18 protein-coding genes are annotated in these 19,471 nt (G+C 71.8%); 11 read left to right on the forward strand and 7 right to left on the reverse strand.

Annotated features, from left to right (window positions below):
- Window positions 1-152: 152 nt before the first annotated feature.
- From OG223_RS05210 to OG223_RS05240, 7 genes are all read right to left on the reverse strand, one after another.
- Window positions 153-2,021 (reverse strand): tannase/feruloyl esterase family alpha/beta hydrolase, encoded by a 1,869-nt coding sequence (locus OG223_RS05210; protein ID WP_329243040.1) that lies wholly within the window; start codon window positions 2,019-2,021, stop codon window positions 153-155.
- 63 nt (window positions 2,022-2,084) lie between these two features.
- Entirely contained in the window at window positions 2,085-2,906 is an 822-nt protein-coding gene (locus OG223_RS05215) for a LysR family transcriptional regulator (RefSeq protein WP_329265141.1), read from the reverse strand.
- Window positions 2,907-2,966: 60 nt separating this feature from the next.
- On the reverse strand, window positions 2,967-3,806 hold the full coding sequence (locus OG223_RS05220) for an SDR family oxidoreductase (RefSeq protein ID WP_329243043.1): 840 nt from the start codon (window positions 3,804-3,806) through the stop codon (window positions 2,967-2,969).
- A complete protein-coding gene (locus OG223_RS05225) occupies window positions 3,787-4,962 on the reverse strand; it encodes an NAD(P)/FAD-dependent oxidoreductase (protein WP_329243046.1) in 1,176 nt (391 codons plus the stop codon). The genes OG223_RS05220 and OG223_RS05225 overlap by 20 nt, the downstream gene beginning before the upstream one ends.
- Window positions 4,959-5,156, reverse strand: coding sequence for a ferredoxin (locus tag OG223_RS05230; RefSeq protein WP_329243049.1), 198 nt, complete (start codon window positions 5,154-5,156; stop codon window positions 4,959-4,961). Before OG223_RS05230 ends, OG223_RS05225 begins: the two co-directional genes overlap by 4 nt.
- Before the next feature lie 40 nt (window positions 5,157-5,196).
- On the reverse strand, window positions 5,197-6,438 hold the full coding sequence (locus tag OG223_RS05235) for a cytochrome P450 (RefSeq protein ID WP_329243052.1): 1,242 nt from the start codon (window positions 6,436-6,438) through the stop codon (window positions 5,197-5,199).
- A 359-nt stretch (window positions 6,439-6,797) separates the two neighbouring features.
- Window positions 6,798-7,520 (reverse strand): response regulator transcription factor, encoded by a 723-nt coding sequence (locus OG223_RS05240; RefSeq protein WP_329243055.1) that lies wholly within the window; start codon window positions 7,518-7,520, stop codon window positions 6,798-6,800.
- Window positions 7,521-7,875: 355 nt separating this feature from the next.
- On the opposite strand from OG223_RS05240, the gene OG223_RS05245 reads away from it, so the two are divergent.
- The 11 genes from OG223_RS05245 to hemC all read left to right on the forward strand — a co-directional run bounded on the left by OG223_RS05245 (window position 7,876) and on the right by hemC (window position 19,432).
- The gene (locus OG223_RS05245; protein ID WP_329243058.1) at window positions 7,876-8,640 is read left to right on the forward strand and encodes an SDR family NAD(P)-dependent oxidoreductase; all 765 of its coding nucleotides are present in this window, start codon (window positions 7,876-7,878) and stop codon (window positions 8,638-8,640) included.
- Complete coding sequence (locus OG223_RS05250) at window positions 8,637-9,107, forward strand: hypothetical protein (RefSeq protein WP_329243061.1); 471 nt, start codon at window positions 8,637-8,639, stop codon at window positions 9,105-9,107. The genes OG223_RS05245 and OG223_RS05250 overlap by 4 nt, the downstream gene beginning before the upstream one ends.
- Before the next feature lie 136 nt (window positions 9,108-9,243).
- A complete protein-coding gene (locus OG223_RS05255) occupies window positions 9,244-10,407 on the forward strand; it encodes a sensor histidine kinase (protein WP_329243062.1) in 1,164 nt (387 codons plus the stop codon).
- A gap of 22 nt (window positions 10,408-10,429) precedes the next feature.
- On the forward strand, window positions 10,430-11,074 hold the full coding sequence (locus OG223_RS05260) for a response regulator transcription factor (protein ID WP_329243064.1): 645 nt from the start codon (window positions 10,430-10,432) through the stop codon (window positions 11,072-11,074).
- A 243-nt stretch (window positions 11,075-11,317) separates the two neighbouring features.
- Complete coding sequence (locus OG223_RS05265; RefSeq protein WP_329243066.1) at window positions 11,318-12,787, forward strand: histidine kinase; 1,470 nt, start codon at window positions 11,318-11,320, stop codon at window positions 12,785-12,787.
- Complete coding sequence (locus tag OG223_RS05270; protein ID WP_329243069.1) at window positions 12,784-13,473, forward strand: response regulator transcription factor; 690 nt, start codon at window positions 12,784-12,786, stop codon at window positions 13,471-13,473. The genes OG223_RS05265 and OG223_RS05270 overlap by 4 nt, the downstream gene beginning before the upstream one ends.
- A gap of 160 nt (window positions 13,474-13,633) precedes the next feature.
- Entirely contained in the window at window positions 13,634-14,605 is a 972-nt protein-coding gene (locus OG223_RS05275; protein ID WP_443073686.1) for an ATP-dependent DNA ligase, read from the forward strand.
- 136 nt (window positions 14,606-14,741) lie between these two features.
- Window positions 14,742-15,518 (forward strand): NPP1 family protein, encoded by a 777-nt coding sequence (locus tag OG223_RS05280; RefSeq protein ID WP_329243073.1) that lies wholly within the window; start codon window positions 14,742-14,744, stop codon window positions 15,516-15,518.
- Between the two features lie 77 nt (window positions 15,519-15,595).
- Entirely contained in the window at window positions 15,596-17,158 is a 1,563-nt protein-coding gene (locus OG223_RS05285) for an MGH1-like glycoside hydrolase domain-containing protein (RefSeq protein ID WP_329243076.1), read from the forward strand.
- A gap of 257 nt (window positions 17,159-17,415) precedes the next feature.
- Window positions 17,416-18,435, forward strand: coding sequence for a questin oxidase family protein (locus OG223_RS05290; protein WP_329243078.1), 1,020 nt, complete (start codon window positions 17,416-17,418; stop codon window positions 18,433-18,435).
- Between the two features lie 61 nt (window positions 18,436-18,496).
- On the forward strand, window positions 18,497-19,432 hold the full coding sequence (hemC, locus tag OG223_RS05295; RefSeq protein WP_329243081.1) for a hydroxymethylbilane synthase: 936 nt from the start codon (window positions 18,497-18,499) through the stop codon (window positions 19,430-19,432).
- Window positions 19,433-19,471: the final 39 nt, after the last annotated feature.

Below are 19,471 nucleotides of genomic sequence, written 5' to 3' on the forward strand. Positions count from 1 at the left end.
ATCTAGCCAAACAAGATTGTCAACAATTTTGTCCGCCGTATTGCACGCATGCTTCCGCCCATACTTACCGCAGACACACCACCGCCCGCCCATGGACCGGCCATGGACGGGCGGTGAAGCGGGTTCTTCTACATCTGGTGAACCGTCTTCTCCTACGGCGCGTGACGGCTGCAGCTCATCGACCTGCCGTCCTTCGTCTCGCACCACTCCTGGTAGCCGGAGGTGAAGGAGCCGGCCCACGTGTAGTGGTCGTCGGGCAGTCGGTCAGGCGTGTAGGCGCGGTAGTTGGCGGCGTCGTCCTTGTCACCGGAGCCGTCGTAGGCGACCAGTTGCGGGTACGGGTAGACGGGCCGCGTGTATTCGACGGTGGGCGCGCTGCTGCTCGCGCTCGCGGAGGCCTTGGTGTCGCCGCCGCCGAGCTGGCCGCCCGCCGGTCCCCCGGGCTGGCTGCCGCCGCTGGTCTTCGAGGCGATGACGGCGCCGGGGGTCTTCCCGGTCTCCCGCCAGTCGATCAGCTTGCTCAGCAGGTCGAAGCTGTCGGGCCCGTCACCGCCGCCGCAGTGGTTGACGCCGGGGAACAGGTACAGGCGGTAGAAGTCGTCGACCTTGTCCCGCCCCATGGTGTCGATCATGGCCTGGCGGTAGGCCCGGGTGCCGGTGGGCGGGATGTTGGGGTCGGTCAGCCCGTGCCACTGGATGAGCCTGCCGCCGGCCTCGTGGAACTTGGTGAGGTCCGGGTCGGTGGCGTCGTAGATCCCGGAGACCTCCCGCTGGTAGGCCTTGAAGGTGTCCACGGTGAACAGCGACCCGTCGAGCTTCAGCGTCGGGTCGGCCTCCCACTTGCCGACCCAGCGCAGGAACCCGAGCCCGATCCCGTACAACTGCACCGAACTCTGCCCCTGCCCGGCCTTGGGGATGAACAGCCCCTCCCAGGCGGTCTCGGAGCCGTAGGGCTGGCCTCCGGTGTACAGATGGGTGCCGTCCGGAGCGGTCACGCCCGCGTACGCCTTCCGTACGACGTCGACCTGATCGGCGGTGAGACAGCTCGAACTGTCCTTGTTGTCGGCGCACTTGAGACTCGCCGGGTCGAACGTGCAGGTCGCCGGATCCTGGATGAGGTCGTTGTTCAGCTTGGGATCGGCGCACTTCGCGAGGACGGTCTTGTGGAGCATGGCGAGCTTGGAGGCGGGCAGGATCGTCGAGCCGTCCGCGCGGAAGTCGATGGTCGAGAGGTAGGCCTCCTGCATCGCGTTGAGCGCGGTCTGGTTGAAGGCCGGGGCGCCGACCAGGGCGGCGCTGAAGTCGCCGGGGTAGCGCTGCACCTCCATCAGCGTCTCGCGCCCGCCGTCCGAGCAGCCGTCGTAGTAGGAGTACGTCGGCTCGGCGCCGTAGAAGGCCTTGGTGATCGCCTTGGCGGCGGTGGCGAAGGCGTGCTCGGAGCGGTAGCCGAAGTCCACCTTGAGCTGCGGGTTCGTCGCCCAGACCTCGGCGGAGCCGCCGCCCATCCCGGAGGTGGAGACATGGCCCTGGTTGTCCTGGCCGAGGGCGAAGGAGCCGTCGGTGACGGGGACGCAGCCTGTGGAGGCGGCGGGCTGGGCGCTGACGCCGACCATCCCGCAGTAGCCGCCGCACCCTTCCTGGAGGTAGCGCTGCCGGTACGTCTTGGTCGGCAGCCTCAGCTCGAACTGGATCTGCGGGGCGACGGTGCCCTTGACGTCGCAGTACTCGTACGCGCTCGCGTCGCCCTTGGCCACGACGGTCGCGGAGGCGACGGAGGTCGCCGCGTCGTCGAGGGTGCCGAAGTCCTGCTGGAGCAGGTCGGCGCAGGCGATGGTCGGCTTGGTGACCGGCAGGTCCTTGCCCGCGCCGCCGACGGCGGTGACCTTTGTGACTCGCGCGTCGGCGTCCGCCGAGAAGGTGTCGGGCAGCAGCGCGAGGCCCGTGACGAGGGCCGCGACGACGACGGCCACCAGGAGAACGATCCTCGTCCGCTTCGACGAGCGGGCATCACCAGGGCTCATGGCCTCAGCGTCGAGCGGGCCCCTGGTGGAGGCCACCGGCGTGGGCCATAAGGGTGACCCGGTTCAGGCCTCGCGGTAGAGCGCGGTGAGCAGTTCCAGCACGGCCTGGGTGGCGGGGTGCGGGTCGTCCTTCCACCAGGCGAGGCGCACGGCGATGGGCTCGCCGTCCCGCACCGGGCGGCAGACGACTCCGCGCCGTGGGTACTGGTTGGCGGTCGACTCAGCGGTCATGCCGACGCTGCGGCCGGTGGCGATCACGGTGAGCCAGTCGTCCACGTCGTGGGTGTCCTCGGTGGCCGGGCGGAAGTCGGGCGGCCACAGGTCGGCGGTCGTAGTGCCGGTGCGGCGGTCGACGAGGAGGGTGCGCCCGGCGAGGTCGGCCGGCCGGACCGAGCGGCGCCGGGCCAGGGGGTCGTCGGAGGCCACGGCGCACAGCCGTCGCTCCAGCCCGACGATGGCCGACTCGAACCGCCGGTCGTCCGGCGCTCTGCGGACCACGGCCAGATCGCAGGCGCCTTCCCCGAGTCCCGCGGTGGCCGAGTTGACGCGGACCAGGTCCAGATCGGTCTCCGGCTGCGTCCGGCTCCAGCGGCGCCGGAAGGGGAGCGTGTGCCGGCCGAGCGCCGACCAGGCGTAGCCGATCCGCAGACGGGCGTGGCCCGAGGCGGCGTCCCGGAGCAGATCGTCGACCTCGGCGAGGACCCGCCGGGCGTGCGCGACCACCCGCAGCCCGGTGCTCGTCGGCGTCACCGATCGCGAGGTGCGTCTCAACAGCCGTACGCCCAGGGCTCGTTCGAGCGATGCGAGGGTGCGGGACACGGCCGCCTGGGAGACGCCGAGCGCGAGGGCGGCGTCCGTGAAAGTGCGGTTGTCGAGGGATGCGATGCGCTACGACGGGGCCGGACGCCGGTGTCCGTGGGGTGGCCGGCGTCCGGGGCGGGGCCGTCAGTGCCGCATGTGCCGGCGCACCCACGCGGCCTGCCCGCCGTCGACGAGCAGATCGGTGCCGGTGATGAACTGGGCCTGCGGGCCGGTGAGGAAGGCCACCGCGTCGGCGATCTCGCCGGGTGTCCCGGTGCGTCCGGCGCCGCAGTCGTCGAGCATCCTGAGCATGTGTCCGCCGTGCGGGGATTCGGCCTCGGCCTTGGACATCGCGGTGGAGACGACGCCGGGGCTGACGGTGTTGATGCGGGCGCCGCGCAGGTTCCAGGCGAGTGCGGCGGCCTCCACGCGCACATGGTTGGCGCGCTTGGCGACCATGTAGGCGCGCAGCGAGTCGCTCCCCACGGCCGTGACGACGGCCAGGGAGAGCAGCTCCTCCGCCGGTGCGGTCGCCAGGGCGGCCTCGTCCTGGGGGCTGAGCGAGGCGTAGTGCCCGGCCATGCTGGACACGGCGACCAGCGCGGTGCCGCGCCCCGCGACCGCCTCGAAGGCGTCGATCACATGGACCGTGCCGAGCAGGTCGACCTCCAGGATCGTCCGCGCGGACGCGATCGAGGCGGAGACCCCGGCCGTGTGCGCCACCGCGAGCACCCGGCCCTCGCCGGCCGCGGTCCGCGCGAGCTTCTCGACGGCCGTACGGTCGGAGATGTCGGTGAGGACGCCGTGCGCCGCGTAGCCCTCGGCGCGCAACGCGGCCACCGTGCGGTCGAGTTGGCCGCGCGAGGCGTCGGCGAGGAACAGGGTGCGGCCGCTGCCGAGACGGCGCGCGATCGCCGTCCCCATGCCTCCGGCACCGGTGACCACGACGACGTCACGGGGTTCCTCAGACGGTCGGTGCGCCATGGACGGCCTCCTCCCAACTCGCTCCGGCCGCGATGGCCTGCCGCCAGCCGCGGATCACCCTGGGCGGCATACCGACCGCGAGAGCGCCGGAGAGCCGGTCTCCGGTGCGATACACGGCCACGAACCGCCGCTCGCCCAAGTCCCCTTCCACCACGGCGACTTCGTCGTGGCCGCGCAGATAGCCGTGGGCCTGGATCTTCATGTCGTACTGGTCGGACCAGAAGTACGGCACGGGCGCGAACGCCTTGCGCGCCTGGGAGTTGAGCAGGTTGCGGGCGGCGGCCATGCCCTGTTCGGCCGCGTTGGTGCGGTGCTCGATCCGCATCGACGTGCCGAACAGCGGGTTGTACCAGCGGGCGACGTCACCGGCCGCGTAGACGTTCCGGGCGGCCTCGCAGTACTCGTCGCACACCACGCCGTCGCCCACCGACAGTCCGCTGTCGGCGAGCCACTCGGTGTTGGGCAGCGAGCCGATCGCGACGAGCACCTCGTCGGCCTCGATCTCCTCGCCGTCCCCGAGCCGTACGCCCTCGTCGGTCACCTCGGTGACGGAGACGCCGGTGCGCAGGTGCACGCCGTGGTCCACGTGCGCCTGCGCCAGCACCTGGCCGACCTGCTCTCCGACGGCGTGCGCCAGGGGCACCAAGGCCGGTTCCAGCAAGGTCACTCGGGCGCCGAGACGCCGTGCCACCGCGGCGGCCTCCGCACCGAGGAACCCGGCGCCGACCACGACCAACCGCCGCCCGGGACCGAGCCGTTCGCGCAGCGTGAGGGCGTCGTCGAGCGTGCGCAGGACGTGCGCGCCCTCGCCGGGCAGCCGCCGGGGGCGCACCCCGGTGGCGATGATCAGCCCGTCGTACGACACCTGCGCGCCGTCCGACAGCCACAGCTCCTGCGCGGCCAGGTCGAGCGCGGTCGCGGCGACGCCGAGGCGCAGGTCGAGGTCGTGCCCGGCCAGGTCGGCCGGCGTGCGCAGGGCGATCTTGTCCGGCTCCCACTCGGCGGCGAGGACCTGCTTGGACAACGGCGGCCGGTCGTAGGGCGGGTGCGGTTCATCGCCCACAAGGGTGAGCGTGCCGGTGTAGCCCTCGCGGCGGAGTGTCTCGGCCGCCGCGAGTCCGGCGGCCGAGGCTCCGACGACGACGATCCGGGTCACTGCTCCACCAGTCGGATGGCCGCGGCCGGGCAGACCGCCACGGCTTCCCGTACGTCGTCGACGAGTTCGGCGCCGGGGTGCTCCTCCAGGAGGATCGCCACGCCGTCCTCGTCACGCTGGTCGAAGACGTCGGGGGCGGCGACCACGCACTGCCCGGAGGCGACGCATTTCGGTTCGTCGAGTTCGACCTTCATGGCTGTGTCCTTTGCTCTCGGTTCGTTCGTGAGGGGGTGGTCACCAGGCGACGGGCAGGCAGGCCACGCCGTACGTGGTGCCGGTGCGGTCGAAGGCCAACTGCTCGATGGGTGCGGCCAGTCGGAGGGTCGGGATGCGGCGGTAGAGGGTGCCGTAGACGACCTGGAGTTCGAGGCGGGCGAGGTTCTGGCCGAGGCACTGGTGGGGGCCGTAGCCGAAGGCCTGGTGCCGGCGGGCGGAGCGGGTGATGTCGAGGCGGTCGGCCTCGGGGAAGGCCTCGGGGTCCCAGTTCGCGGCGTGCAGGTCGAAGGTCATGCCCTCGCCGGCCCGGATGGTGATGCCGTCGATCTCGATGTCGGCCTTGGCGACCCGGCGGACGCCGGTCTGCACGATGGTGAGGTAGCGCAACAGTTCGTCGACCGCGCCGGCGACGACCTTCGGGTCGTCCGTGTCGCGCACCAGGGCGAGTTGGTCGGGGTTCTGGAGCAGGGCGAGCGTGCCGAGACTGATCATCGTGGCGGTGGTCTCGTGGCCGGCGATGAGCATGGCGACGCCCATGTGGACAGCCTCGGCGCGGGTCATCTCACCGGCCGTGACCCGCCCCGCCATCTCGGAGAGCACGCCCTCGCCCGGGTTCCCCAGCTTCAGCCCGATGAGCTTGTCCAGATAGGCGGCCAGCGCGCCGCTCGCCTCCCGCGCCTCCTGGGGAGAGGCGGCGCTGTCGAGCGCGATGCCGCTGTTGCGCTGGAAGAAGTCGTGGTCCTCGTACGGCACTCCGAGCAGTTCGGCGATGACCAGCGAGGGGACGGGCAGGGCGAGTGCGGTGAGCAGGTCGGCCGGGTTGGGGCCGGCCAGCATGTCGTCGATCAGTTCGTCGACGATCTTCTGGACGGGGGCCCGCATGGCCTCGATACGCTTGACGAGGAACGGCGCGTTGACCGTCCGGCGCAGCCGGGTGTGCTCGGGCGCGTCGGTGTTGGTGATCAGCCGCGGGGTGTGCGGGGCGATCTCGGCGCGGTGCGCGTTGACGTAGGGGAAGCCGCTCTCCAGGTCGTCGTCGCTGACGCGGGGATCGGTGAGCAGGGCGCGCTGGTGGGCGTGGCGGGTGATGAGCCAGGGCGTGGCGCCGTTCCAGATACGGACCCTGCTGATCGGTTTCCCGTCGCGCAGCCCGTGCACGGCCGGCGGCGGGGCGAGGGGGCAGCGCGCGTCCCGCCGCATGGGGTACTCGGGGGCTGTGGCCGCCGGGTCGGGCGCGGTGCCGATCAGGGTGTCGGCCATGTCTCTCCTCGGTGGTGGGGGCTCCGCGTGGGGCGGGGCGCCTGGGTATGGGGAACGAGGCCTCGATGAGCACATGCAAACAGAGCGGACTGACACCTTCCGGTCAGTTGCCTGACATCAACCTGACGTGGCCCAGATCACAGGTCGGCACTGTTGCCATGAACCGGACAGAGATGTCAGGGATGGTCAACTCAGGTGAATTACCTGCGAGTTGACGGGGCCGGGCGTCACGACGGCGACTCGCGAACGCAACGAGAAGAGGGCGGCGCCACGTCATCGTGACACCGCCCGGCACCCCACTTCACGGGGTGTCCATATTTGCTCCGCGCATCCCGTGCAACTCCCCCGGCGGGGCGCGTTCACCTCTCGCCGGTCGCCCGCCCGAGCCAGTAGCCGAAGCCCCGGCGCGTGTGGATCAGCGCCGCGCCTTCCTGGTCCACCTTGCGCCGGAGACGGGAGACGAGCTGCTCCATCGCGTTGTCGCCACGGAAGTCGCCCCAGACGTACCGGCTGATCTGCTCCTTGGACAGCACCTTGTGCGCGTTGACGAGGAGGTGGCGCAGCAGCCGGTACTCCGCGGGCGTGAGATCGAGGACGCGCCGTCCGCGCCGCGCCTGGCAGGTGGTGTCGTCCAGCACCAGGTCGGCGTAGTGCAGTGCGCTGTCCCGGCCGCCGCCCCGGCCGCGCAGTAACACCTGGATACGGGCGAGCACTTCGGCGATCCGGAAGGGCTTGGTGACATAGTCCCGCTCCCCCGCGCCCAGTTCGGGCAGCAGCTTGTCGAGGGCGTCCCAGCCGGTGAGCAGCAGGACGGGCGGGCGGTGCGTGACGAGCCGGCGGCCCTGCGCGAGGGCGCCCATCTCGGGCAACTCGGCGTCGATGACGACCAGTTCGAACCGCTGCTCCGCGAACCGTGACACCACCTCGCTGCCATTGCCGGCCGTCCTGATGTGGTAACCCGCCAACTCCAGTGTCGTGGAGAGGAGTTCGGCGTTGTCCGGCTCGTCCACGGCGACGAGCAGGTGCTGCCCGCCACCGCGGGCGAGTGAAGGTGTCTCACTGATGCTGCCGTACGTGGACATGCGCTCAGCCTACCGTCCTGCTTGCCTGACTCAAGCAATATCCATTCGCTTGCTTGACTCAAGTAAGTCACATATGCTTGCCTAACTCAAGCAAGCCCGCCGAAAAGGCGGACTGGCAGACAGCAGGAGCACAACTGAGCCCTCGCTCACCAGAGCCGGGGCCGCCTTGAGCGGAAGGCGGCTCCCGCGCCGAACCCGTGGGGACGGGGGTCGGCGCTGTCCCGGACCCGGTCGCCGGCCACTCCCCCAGATCGGCGCCGGGTCCGTGGACACACCCTCCTCCCCGTGCCCGACGTTCGGCGAACCAAGGAGTACGGCATGCGCGACAGTGGTCAGCAGAGACGAGGAGTACGCCATGCGCGGCAGCGGTCTTGAAGGGCGCAGTGTCGTCGTCACCGGGGCGGGGTCCGGGATCGGGCGGGCCGCCGCGCTCCAGTTCGCGCTGGCGGGTGCCGAGGTCGTGGTGGCGGACCTCGATCCGGCGGGCGCCGAGGCGACGGTCAAGGAGATCGAGCACGACGGAGGCTCCGCCGTCCGCGTCATCGGCGATCTGAGCGAACAGGCGGTGGTGGACGAGGTGATCGCCACCGCCGTCGGCGCGTTCGGCGGGCTGGACGTGCTGGTGAACAACGCCGGGGTCATGGACCGGATGTCGGCCCTCGCGGACACCGACGACGCCGAGTGGGAGCGGGTCATCCGGATCAATCTGACGGCGCCCTTCCTGCTCACCCGGGCCGCGCTGCCGCACATGCTCGCCGCCGGGCGCGGCGCGATCGTCTTCACCGCCGCCGAGGCCGGACTGCGCGGCAGCGCGGCGGGCGCCGCCTGCACCGCCGCCAAGCACGGGATCGTGGGCCTGGTGAAGTCCCTCGCCGTGATGTACCGAAGCCGGGGAATCCGCGCCAACGCCATCGCCCCCGGGGCCACCGCGACCAACATCACCTACGACGTCGACGCGCGCTCCCACGGCCCCGGGGTGATCGGCCCCGGCCTCGGCCTCTCCGACCGGATCGCCTTCCCGGAGGAGCAGGCGGCCGCGCTCGTCTTCCTCGCCTCCGACGCGGCCCGGCACATCAACGGCGTCGTGCTGCCCGTCGACGACGGCTGGTGCGCCGTATGACGGGCGGCGTTCCGGGCGGTCGCCGCGGTCGGGTCACGGCCGGTCGGGGGTCACCGCTGGACGAGCAGCCGGGTGGGGGTGCGCCGGTCGCGAGTGCCGTGGACGACCTGGAGTTCCAGCCCGGCCATGTCCTTCGGGGCCGCTCGACGTCGCCCGTGTGGGACAACAAGGCTGGCTGGTCGGGGAGTTCGAGGAGGGCAGAGTTCCGGACGGCGGGCACGGCGGTGTTCTCGCCGGTGAACGCGGTCCGGCCCGGGTGGCCGGGGCGGGTGACGTACCGCCGTCATGCGGACCTCGGCACGCGGCCGGAGCAGGCATCGCCGGAGTCCGTCGACGAGCTGCCGCCGGGACTCACGATCAACTCCCGGGTACCGCCGACCACTTCGGTCCACGCTGTCGTCCTGTCCGTCCTGATCCGGGTTCATGTGTGGTTTCCTCCGGACCGAGCAGAGTTGGATCTTGGCTGACGTGTTGCCTCAACAATTCCGTCCTTCGCCCGACGACACGCGGGAGCGGTCCCCCGAACCCACGGTGGAGCGCGCCGCACCCGTGCCGTCCCGTCCGCTCCCCCGGGCCCTGGCCGATGCGCCTAACCTGATCTCCATGCGCTCCACCCTGCGACAGGCGGCCCGGGCGACACTGCACCTGGTCGTCTCCGCCGCGATGGCCTTCGGGTCGTACATCTTCATCACCGTGCTCCTGATCACCGCGATCCTCACGGCCACGGTGGTCGGCGCGTTCATGCTGCCCGAGACCGTGCTGCTGATACGGCGGATCGCCGGGGCCAAGCGACATCAGGCGGGCGCCTGGACGGGGCGGAAGATCCCCGAGGCGTACCAGCCGCTCACCGGGACCCTGCGGGAGCGGGTGCGCGCGGCGGTGCGCGATCCGGGCACGCTGACCGACTTCCGCTGGATGGTCGCCTACTACGCCTACGGCGCCGTGCTGCCCGTGCTGATGCTGCCGCTGTGGCCGGTGGGGCTGGTCGTCGACGGGGTGTGGTGCGGGCTGCTGCGCCGCGAGGCCGTCGTCCTGCCGTTGATCAGCCGGCTCGCGGATCTCGACGCGCACTGGTCCACCCTGCTGCTGAAGCCCTCTCCCAAGGCCCGACTGGCCGTACGGGTCGAGGAGTTGGTGCAGACCCGGGCGGGCGCCATCGCCGCGCACGAGGCCGAACTGCGCCGGATCGAACGCGATCTGCACGACGGCACCCAGGCCCGTCTGGTCTCGCTGTCGATGCGGATCGGGCTCGCCAAGCGGGCCTACGACCAGGACCCGGCGGCGGCGCGCAAGATGCTCGACGACGCGCAGACGCTGGCCGAGGAGGCGCTGACGGACCTGCGGCACGTGGTGCGCGCGATCCATCCGCCGATCCTCACCGACCGCGGTCTGGTCGGCGCGGTGCGCGCGCTGGCCGCGAGCAGCGCGCTGTCCGTCACCGTGACCGTGGACGGGCTGACCGACGGGCACGACGGGCCGCGCGCCCCGGCCGCGGTGGAGGCGGCCGCGTACTTCGTGATCGCCGAGTCGCTGACCAACGCGGCCAAGTACAGCGGTGCCGACCGCGCCGACGTCCATCTCGCCCGCGTCCGCACCGGACTGCGCGTCCGGGTGCGCGACGAGGGCCGGGGCGGAGCCGACGAGGCGGGCGGATCGGGGCTGCTCGGTATGCGGCGCCGGGTCGCCGCGCTCGACGGCGGTGTGACTGTGACCAGCCCCGTGGGGGGACCTACCGTGATCGAAGTGGAGCTGCCGTGCGTCTGGTGAGCGTTGTGGGGGCGGGACTGTCATGAGGGTCGTGATCGCCGAGGACAACGCCCTTCTCAGGGAGGGCCTGGTCCTGCTGTTGACGTCGTCCGGGCACGAGGTGGTGGCCGTCGCCGGCAGCGGGCCGGAGGTACTGCCCGCGCTGCTCGAACACCGGCCGGACGTGGCCGTGCTCGATGTGCGGATGCCGCCCGGTTTCCGCGACGAGGGACTGCGGGCCGCGCTGGAGGCCCGGGAGAAGATCCCGGGGCTGCCGGTGCTGGTGCTGTCGCAGTATGTCGAGGAGTCGTACGCCGCCGAGCTGTTGGGCGTCGGCGCGAGCGGGGTCGGCTATCTCCTCAAGGACCGGATCGGCCGCGTGGACGAGTTCCTGGACGCGCTGGACCGGGTGGCGGCCGGCGGTACGGCGCTCGACCCCGAGGTGGTGACCGAGTTGCTGACCCGGCGCCGTAACTCACCGCTGGACTCGCTGACCCCGCGTGAGGGCGAGGTGCTCAAGCTGATGGCGGAGGGCCACGACAACACGACGATCGCGAAGACCCTGGTCGTCACGGAACGCGCGGTCAGCAAGCACATCGGCAACGTGTTCCTGAAGCTCAGCCTGCCGCCGAGCGACAGCGGGCACCGGCGGGTGCTGGCCGTGCTGGCGTATCTGCAGAACGTGTGACACGCGCCGCCGGTCGTCCCCGGGGATGACACGGCCGGCGGCGCGTACGGCGTTCTCAGTAGCGGCGATCCGCATTCTCAGTAGCCGCGATTGTCGGCAGCCGTACGACGACAGGACGGGGGTCCGCCCGGAAGTCTGGGACGGTCCCCCAGCAGAAACAGAGGATGTGAAGTGCTCCGTCCCTTGGCTGCTTTCCGCCGACCGCGGTCGGCCTCGGTCCCAGGAGCCCCGGCGGAGACACCCATGAACGACACCTGGCAGCGCTACGCGGACGAGCACATCCGCACCGTCGACACCATGGCGGCCGTCCTGCTGTTCGCCCTGTTCCTCTTCGGCAGCGAACTGGGCGTGCCCCGCGGTCCCCGGCCCACCGCGGTCGGCCTCACGATCGCGCTCGCCGCGGTCTCCTGCACGGCCCTGTTCTGGCAGCGGAGCCGTCCCCGTACGGTCGTCGCGGTCACGGCGTCGGCCGCCGCCGGGGCCGCCGCGCTGGGCCATCTGCTCACGCCGTTGCTGCTGGGGCCGTTGATGCTGGCGCTGTACCGGCTGGCCGTTCTCACCCACCGCAGGACGGCCCGCCGCTACTTCCTCGCGTCGGTCGTGCTGGTGGTGACCACGGCGACGGTGGTGGACGCGGTGCATCACCCCTGGCCGTTCAAGACCGTCGGCCCGGCCGCCTGGCTGCTGTTGCCGGTCGTCGCCGGGAACGCGGTCCGGCTGCGGGACGCCTATCTGGAGGCGGTGCGGGCGCGGGCCGAGTACGCCGAGCGCGGCCGGGAGGAGGCGGCACGGCACCGGGTGGCCGAGGAACGGATGTACATCGCCCGGGAGTTGCACGACGTCGTGGCTCACCATCTGGCGCTGGCCCACGCCCAGGCCGGCACGGCGGCCCACCTCGCGCGCACGCACCCCGACCATGCGCAGCGGATCCTGACGGAACTCGCCGGTACGACGTCCTCCGCGCTGCGCGAGATGAAGGGCACGGTCGGTCTGCTGCGCCGGCCCGACGACCCCGGCGCGCCGCTGGCCCCGAGCCCCGGACTCGCCCAACTGCCAGAGCTGACCGGCGCGTTCGCGTCCGCCGGGCTCACGGTCACCGTGACGACGGAGGGCGAGCCGCGCCCGCTGTCCCCCGGGGTGGATCTGACGGCGTACCGCATCGTGCAGGAGGCCCTGACCAACGTCGGCAAGCACGCCACGACCCGGTCGGCGCGCGTTTGGCTGCGCTACTCCTACGACCGGCTGACCGTCAGGGTGACCGACGACGGGGCGAGTGCGGTGACGGCCGCCGCGCCGGTCCCGGGCCACGGTTTCGGTCCGTTCGGGATGCGCGGGCGCGTTCGGCCGGCCGGCGGCAGCCTCCGGGCCGGGCGACCTGCCGACGCCGACAACGGGGTGGGCGCGGTACCGGTCACCGCACCGGCCTCAAGCCCCGCCCTCGGACGCATCGGCCTTCGCGAACGCGCCCGCTCCGTCGGCGGCACCCTCCGGGCCCGGCACCCCACCGACGGAGACAACCGGGCGGGCGCTGTACCGGCCACCGCACCGGCACCAGGCCCGAGCCACGGCTTCGGACTGATCGGCATGCGCGAACGCGCCCGCTCCGTCGGCGGCGTCCTCCGCGCCGGGCGCCGTCCCGACGGCGGCTTCGAAGTCACCACCGAACTGCCGCTGTATCCCAGCGCCCCGGAACCGGAAGAAAGCACCCCATGACCATCCGCGTACTGCTCGCCGACGACCAGGCCCTTCTGCGCGCCACTTTCCGGATCCTGATCGACACCTGTGAGGGCATGGAGGTGGTCGCCGAGGCGGCCGACGGCGCCGAGGCGATCCTGCTGGCCGGTGAACACCGCCCCGACCTCGTCCTGATGGACATCCGGATGCCCGGCACGGACGGTCTGACCGCCACGACCGCCATCTGCGCGGACCCGGCGCTGTCCGGCACCCGTGTCCTCATCCTCACCACCTTCGAGGTCGACGAGTACGTGGCACAGGCCCTGCGGGCGGGCGCGAGCGGCTTCCTCGGCAAGGACGTCACCGCCGAGGCCCTGCTGTCCGGCATCCGCACGGTCGCCTCCGGCGAGTCGCTCCTCTCCCCGCTCGCCACCCGCAGCCTGATCACCCGCTTCCTCGCCACACCCGCACAGGGCGCCCGGCTCGCGACGCCCGACCAACTCGGCACCCTCACCGCCCGGGAACGCGAGATCATGGCGATGGCCGCCGAGGGCCACTCCAACGACGAGATCGCCGAGAAGCTGTACGTCAGCCCGCTGACCGTACGCACGCATGTGCACCGCGCCATGACGAAGCTCGACGCCCGCGACCGCGCCCAACTCGTCGTGATGGCCTATCAGACAGGCCTGGTGCAGGCGCCGCCACCGCCGAGCCCCGAGTTCTGATCCGCCGGTCGCGCGACCCAACCGGCATCGCCTCCAGCGCAGTTGGGGGAACTCGCCGACGAACCCACAGCCGTGGTCACGCACCCGCTCCAGAGCCCCGTTCGGGCGAACCCCCGGCACAACAGGCGTGCCACCCCGGCCGCCCGTCGACACCTCTGCCGTGACCCTGCCCCGCATCTCACCCATGCTCGCCACCCCAGGCACCCTCCCGCCCGCCGAACAGGACACCCGCTGGGCCTACGAGACCAAGCAGGACGGCCAGCGCGTCCTGGTGTACCTCCCCGGCGACGGAAGCGTCCTCCTGCGTGCGCGCTCCGGTGCGGACATCACGGGCGCGTATCCCGAACTGCAGGCCCTGGGCGGCGAGTTGCGCGGCTCGCCGACGATCCTGGACGGTGAGGTGCTGGCCCTGGACGAACAGGGCCGCGCCGACTTCCAGTTGCTGCAGAACCGGATGGGCCTGGCCGGATCGCCCGCACTGGCGGCACACCGGGCCGCGAACACCCCGGTCCATCTGGTGCTGTTCGACATCCTTCACCTCGACCGGCCGCTCCTCGCGCTCCCCTACACCGACCGCCGCGCGGAGTTGGAGCAGCTCGGCCTGGACGGTCCGTGCTGGTCAACTCCCGCCGCGCTCACCGGACATGGCGCCGACGCGTTGCGAGCCACCCGCGCGCACGGGCTGGAGGGCCTGGTCCGCAAGCGACTGGACTCGGTGTACGAGCCCGGGGTGCGGTCCCGCGCCTGGATCAAGATCCGCAATCTGCGCAGCGAGGACGTGCTGGTCGGTGGCTGGGTGCCCGGCAAGGGGCGCCTGACGGGCCTGCCCGGTGCGGTGCTGGTGGGACAGCGCGCGGGCGGCCGACTGCGGTACGTCGGCAACGTGGGCACCGGCTGGAGCGAGGCCGAACGTGCCGAACTCGCCGCGCTGTTGCGGGCGGCCGGGACCGACACGTGCCCCTTCGATCCGGTACCGCCGGTCGCCGACGCGCGCTGGGTGCTGCCCCGACTGGTGGGTGAGGTCCGCTACAGCACCCGAACCCGGGCCGGAATACTGCGCCAGCCGTCCTGGCTGCGGCTGCGCCCGGACCTCGCGCCGGAGGAGTCGGCGGCGGACCTGCCCGAGCGTTAAAGAAGTTGCGCAGCTCAAGTATTGGGCCGCCCGTTACCGAAGTGACACCCCACCCCCTTGGCGCGTACATGGAAAGTCGGGACCATGAAAGCCCTTTCCCCCAGAGCCGTTGGGCTGCACCCAAGAGGAGGACGCAGTGTCGTCCCAGAAGTCCCGCATCCGCCGTGGAAGGTGGCTCGCCGGCCTCGGCGGTGCCGCCGCCCTGGTCATCGCCTTCCCCAGCGTCGCCTTCGCCGCGCCGCCCACGGCACTGCCCGCGAACGCCGAAGCCGCCGAGCAGACATATCTGCCCGCCTTCGACTACGACACGGACGGCTGCTACCCGACGCCCGCGATCGGCCCCGACGGGACCATCAACGGCGGCCTGAACCCGACGGGTTCGCTCAGCGGCCAGTGCCACGACGCCTCGGACCTCGACAACACCAACAGCTACTCGCGCTACAAGTGCAACAACGGCTGGTGCGCGTACATGTACGGCCTGTACTTCGAGAAGGACCAGGCCGTCGCCAACTCCAGCATCGGCGGGCACCGCAACGACTGGGAACACGTCGTGGTGTGGGTGCAGAACGGCACGATCCAGTACGTGTCGACGTCCAACCACGGTTCGTTCACCGTGCACGCGGCGTCCGAGGTCCGCTTCGACGGCACGCACGCCAAGATCGTCTACCACAAGGACGGCATCGGCACCCACGACTTCCGGCTGGGGAACGCGAACGACGAGCCGCCGGAGAACGACAAGCACACCTGGCAGTACCCGCCGCTCGTCGGCTGGAACGGCTACCCGGCGGGCCTGCGCGACAAGTTGAGCGCCTACGACTTCGGCAGCGCGAACTTCGGTCTCAAGGACGCGAACTTCGTGGCCCACCTCACGTCGGCGAAGCCTTCCGGAATCACGTTCGACCCCGCTGCCTGACGGTACCGTCCACAGGGCACCATCGTTCTCAGGGCTCCCGGGATCGTCTCGACCCCGGGAGGCCGAGAGGACGGAACGTGGTAGCTGAACGCGGGATCTCGCGCAGGGCGCTGCTCATCGCCCTGGGCATCGCCGGGGCGACGGCCATCCCCGCGGGTGCGCAGGGCCCGGCGCCCGGGAACGGATACGCCATGCCCACCCTCGCCTTCGACGACCCGGCCACCCAGCGACGTCTCGGTGCCCTGTACTCGTCCGCGCTCAGGTCCGTGTCCGGCGCCAACACCATCGGCGCGGACCGCTCGGTGTACGACAGGGCCGGCCTGCTCAGCTACCCGCCCGGCACGGTCGTCCGCGCGGGCGGCGGCTATCCCGCGCCGCAGCGCTGGACGCGGGACGCGGCCGTCAACGCGTGGAGCGGGGTCAGCCTGCTGGCGCCGGACGTCGGCCGCAACACCCTGTGGTCCGTGGTCGACCGCGTCCGGGACGGGTTCGTCGTCCAGCAGGACAACCAGTGGTGGGACCAGATCGTGTGGGTCCTGGCCGCGTACCACCACTATCTGGTCACCGGCGACCGGGACTTCCTCACCCGGGCCCACGACACGTCCGCGCGCACCCTCGCGGCCCGCCGCGCCCAGCACTTCAACCCGTCGTTCGGCCTCTTCGAGGGCCCGGGCTTCATGAACGACGGCATCTCCGGCTACCCGAGCCCGCCCGCCTCGACGTCCGTCCACTCGTCCTTCGTCCTGGACCACCCGCACGCCGACCAACTGATGTGCCTGTCGACCAACTGCCTCTACTACGGCGCCCATCAGGCCCTCGCCGCCATGTCCGAGTCCCTCGGCCACCCCGTGCGGGCCGCCTCGTTCCGCTCGGACGCGGAGCGCCTGCGCACGGCGATCGACCGGCATCTGTGGCGCGCGGACGCCGGCACCTACGGCTATCTCGTGCACGGCGAGGGCCCGCTCGCCGGACGCCTCGACACCTCGCAGGAGGGCGCGGGACTGGCCCTCGCCGTCCTCCTCGGCGTCGCCGACGCCCGCCGCGCCGGGCAGCTCCTCGACTCCACGCACTGGCAGCCGTACGGCATCGTCAACGTCTGGCCGCACTTCCCGCGCTTCGACGACCGGCGTCCGGGACGGCACAACGTGATGGTCTGGCCGATGGTCCACGGGCTGTACGGCCAGGCCGCCGCCGGCGCGGGCCGCACCGAGCCGTTCGCCCTCGCCGTGGACACCCTCGCCGGCCTGGTGGCCACGAGCGGCGGCTTCTACGAGCTGTACGACTCGGTGACCGGCGCCGTCGACGGCGGCTGGCAGGGCGGCGCCAGCGGCCACGCGCACCACTTCGTGTCCCAGCCCGACCAGACCTGGTCGGCGACGGCGTATCTGCGGCTGATCCACGACGGCCTGTTCGGCCTGACGTTCACGGACGACTCCCTACGGCTGAACCCGTGCCTGCCGTCGACCTGGGGGCCGGTGAGCCTGCGCGGGCTGCCGTACCGGGGCATGACGCTCGACGTCACGCTGAGCGGCGGCGGGAGCCGGGTGCGGTCGTGCACGGTCGACGGGGCGTCGGGCTCACCGGTCGTGGCCGCCGGTGGGCGGGGACGTCGCGTGATCTCTGTCGTGCTGGCCGACTGAGCTCCCCGCTGGCTGGGGGATATGCGGCTCCGCCGCCGGGGGGGGAGGGTCGATGGGCCGTCGTTCCAGTGCCGCGCCGTCGTGGCTGGTCGCGCCCACGCGGCGGAGCCGCATGTCGACACAGCCCCGCGCCCCAACGGGGCGCTGCCCAGGCCGCGCCCGAACCGCTTGGGTCCTCAGGCCTAGGTCCGGAGGTGGGCGCTTCTTCCTCCTCCGGTCTGTTCTGCGGACGCAGCTCCGCACCTAGCGTGCTGGGCATGGACACGAGCGGAACGCTGGAAGAAGCATTCGAACGACTGCACTCCACCGGGCCCGAGCGCGCGGGCTGGCTCAGCAACCACGCCCCGATGGTCGCCGAGGCGCTCGCCGCGCACGGGCAGGCGGGGGCCGTCCACCACTGGCTCGATCTCTACCGGGACAAGCTGGAGGACTTCCCCGATCCGGTGGCTCCCGTCACGGACGCCAACTGGCCTGCCGCGCTGGGTGATTCACGCCGGGCCGCCGACTGGATCGGCTACTTCTCCCGGGCTCTCGCCGAGCGGCCCTGGCAGGACGTGCTCGCCCTGTGGTGGCCTCGGCTGCTGCCCGGGATCGCCGCGGGCGCCACCCACCCGGTCATCCGCGTCGGGCATGCCGCACGGGCCCTCGGCCTCGACGAGAACGAACCCCGCCGTACCGAACTCGCCCACGGGCTCGGCTATTGGGCGGCGCGGCACCAACCCGTCTCGGGCATCGCGGAGTTGCCCGCCGGTCCCACTGCGGCCGGTGCCCTCGACGCCGTGCCGCCGATCGCGGGAGGGGCGGCCGGGTTCCGGGCACGGCTGGACACCGTACGTCAACTGCCCGTCTGGGCGGCCGAGGTGAGCGATCCGGACGTGGCGCGGGAGCGGCTCACCGAGCTGGTGCGCGCGGCCACGCATCGTTACGCGACCCACGGTCACGGCGAGCCGACCATGCTGGTGCACGCGGCGACGGCGCCCAACGCCGTGCTGCGCGCCCTGGACGCGCTCCCCCGCGAGCTGTGGGCGCCGAGCCTGCACGCGGCGTGGACCGCGTCCGCGGCGGTCACCGCGATGTACGCGCCGGAGGAGGCGGTCGGCTTCGTTCCGCACGTGCGGCTTACGGCCGAAGAGGTGATGGAGCGGGCCCTGGAGCATGGGGACGAGCACGTGATCAAGTTGACGGACACGGCCCTGGATGTCGGGGACGAGCGCGCTCTCGCCGCCGCACTGCGGGCCGTGGAGATCAGTGAGCCCCTGGTGCGAGGCCGGGCCTGAACCTGTTGCCAGGTGTACCCATCGGTCAACACGGGCATGCCGGACGGTCTATCGTGTCCGCATGTCCGTGCCCGAACTGATCCGTATCGTCTCCCGCGACTCGCCCATGGCGCTGGCCCAAGTGGAGCGTGTGCGCGCCGAGTTGGCCGTCCTCCATCCACAGGTGCGCACCGAGGTCGTGCCGGTCAAGACGACCGGCGACAAGTGGATGGGCGATCTGGCCCTGGTCGAGGGCAAAGGGGCGTTCACCAAGGAGGTGGACGCCGCGCTGCTCGCCGGCGCGGCGGATCTCGCGGTGCACTGCGTGAAGGACGTGCCCGCCGACCGGCCGCTGCCCGCCGGTACGACGTTCGCCGCGTTCCTGAAGCGGGACGACATCCGTGACGCCCTGGTCCACCCCGGCGGGCTGACCCTCGACGAGCTGCCGGCCGGCACCCGGATCGGCACCTCGTCGGTCCGGCGAGTCGCTCAACTCGCCGCCACGCACCCGGAGTTGGAGTGCGTGCCGTTCCGCGGCAACGTCAACCGGCGGCTGGAGAAGCTCGCGGCGGGCGAGGCCGACGCGCTGCTGGTCGCGATGTCCGGGCTGGAGCGCATCGACCGGTGCGACGTGATCAGCGAGGTGCTGTCCCCCGAGGTGATGATGCCGCCCATCGGCGCGGGCATCCTCGCCCTGCAGTGCCGTGAGGGCGACACCGACGTCATCGACACGGTCAGCGGCCTCGGTCACCCGGAGACCCACCGTGAGGCGACCGCGGAGCGCATGTTCCTGCACGTCCTCCAAGGGCACTGCAACAGCCCGATCTCCGGGTACGCGCAGGTGGACCGGAGCGGTGAACTGTCGCTGCGCGCCTGTGTGTTCACCCCGGACGGCAAGACGCGGCTCAACGCCCACGAGTGGGCCGGCCGCCTTGACCCGGCGACGCTCGGCACGTCGGTGGCGGTGGCGCTGCTGCGGCAGGGTGCCCGGGAGATCATCGACGGCATCCCGCACTGACCGGTAGGTCTCGGACCTGCGGGTCTCGGACCCGCGGGT

This window comes from Streptomyces sp. NBC_01478 (assembly GCF_036227225.1).
Lineage (GTDB): Bacteria > Actinomycetota > Actinomycetes > Streptomycetales > Streptomycetaceae > Streptomyces.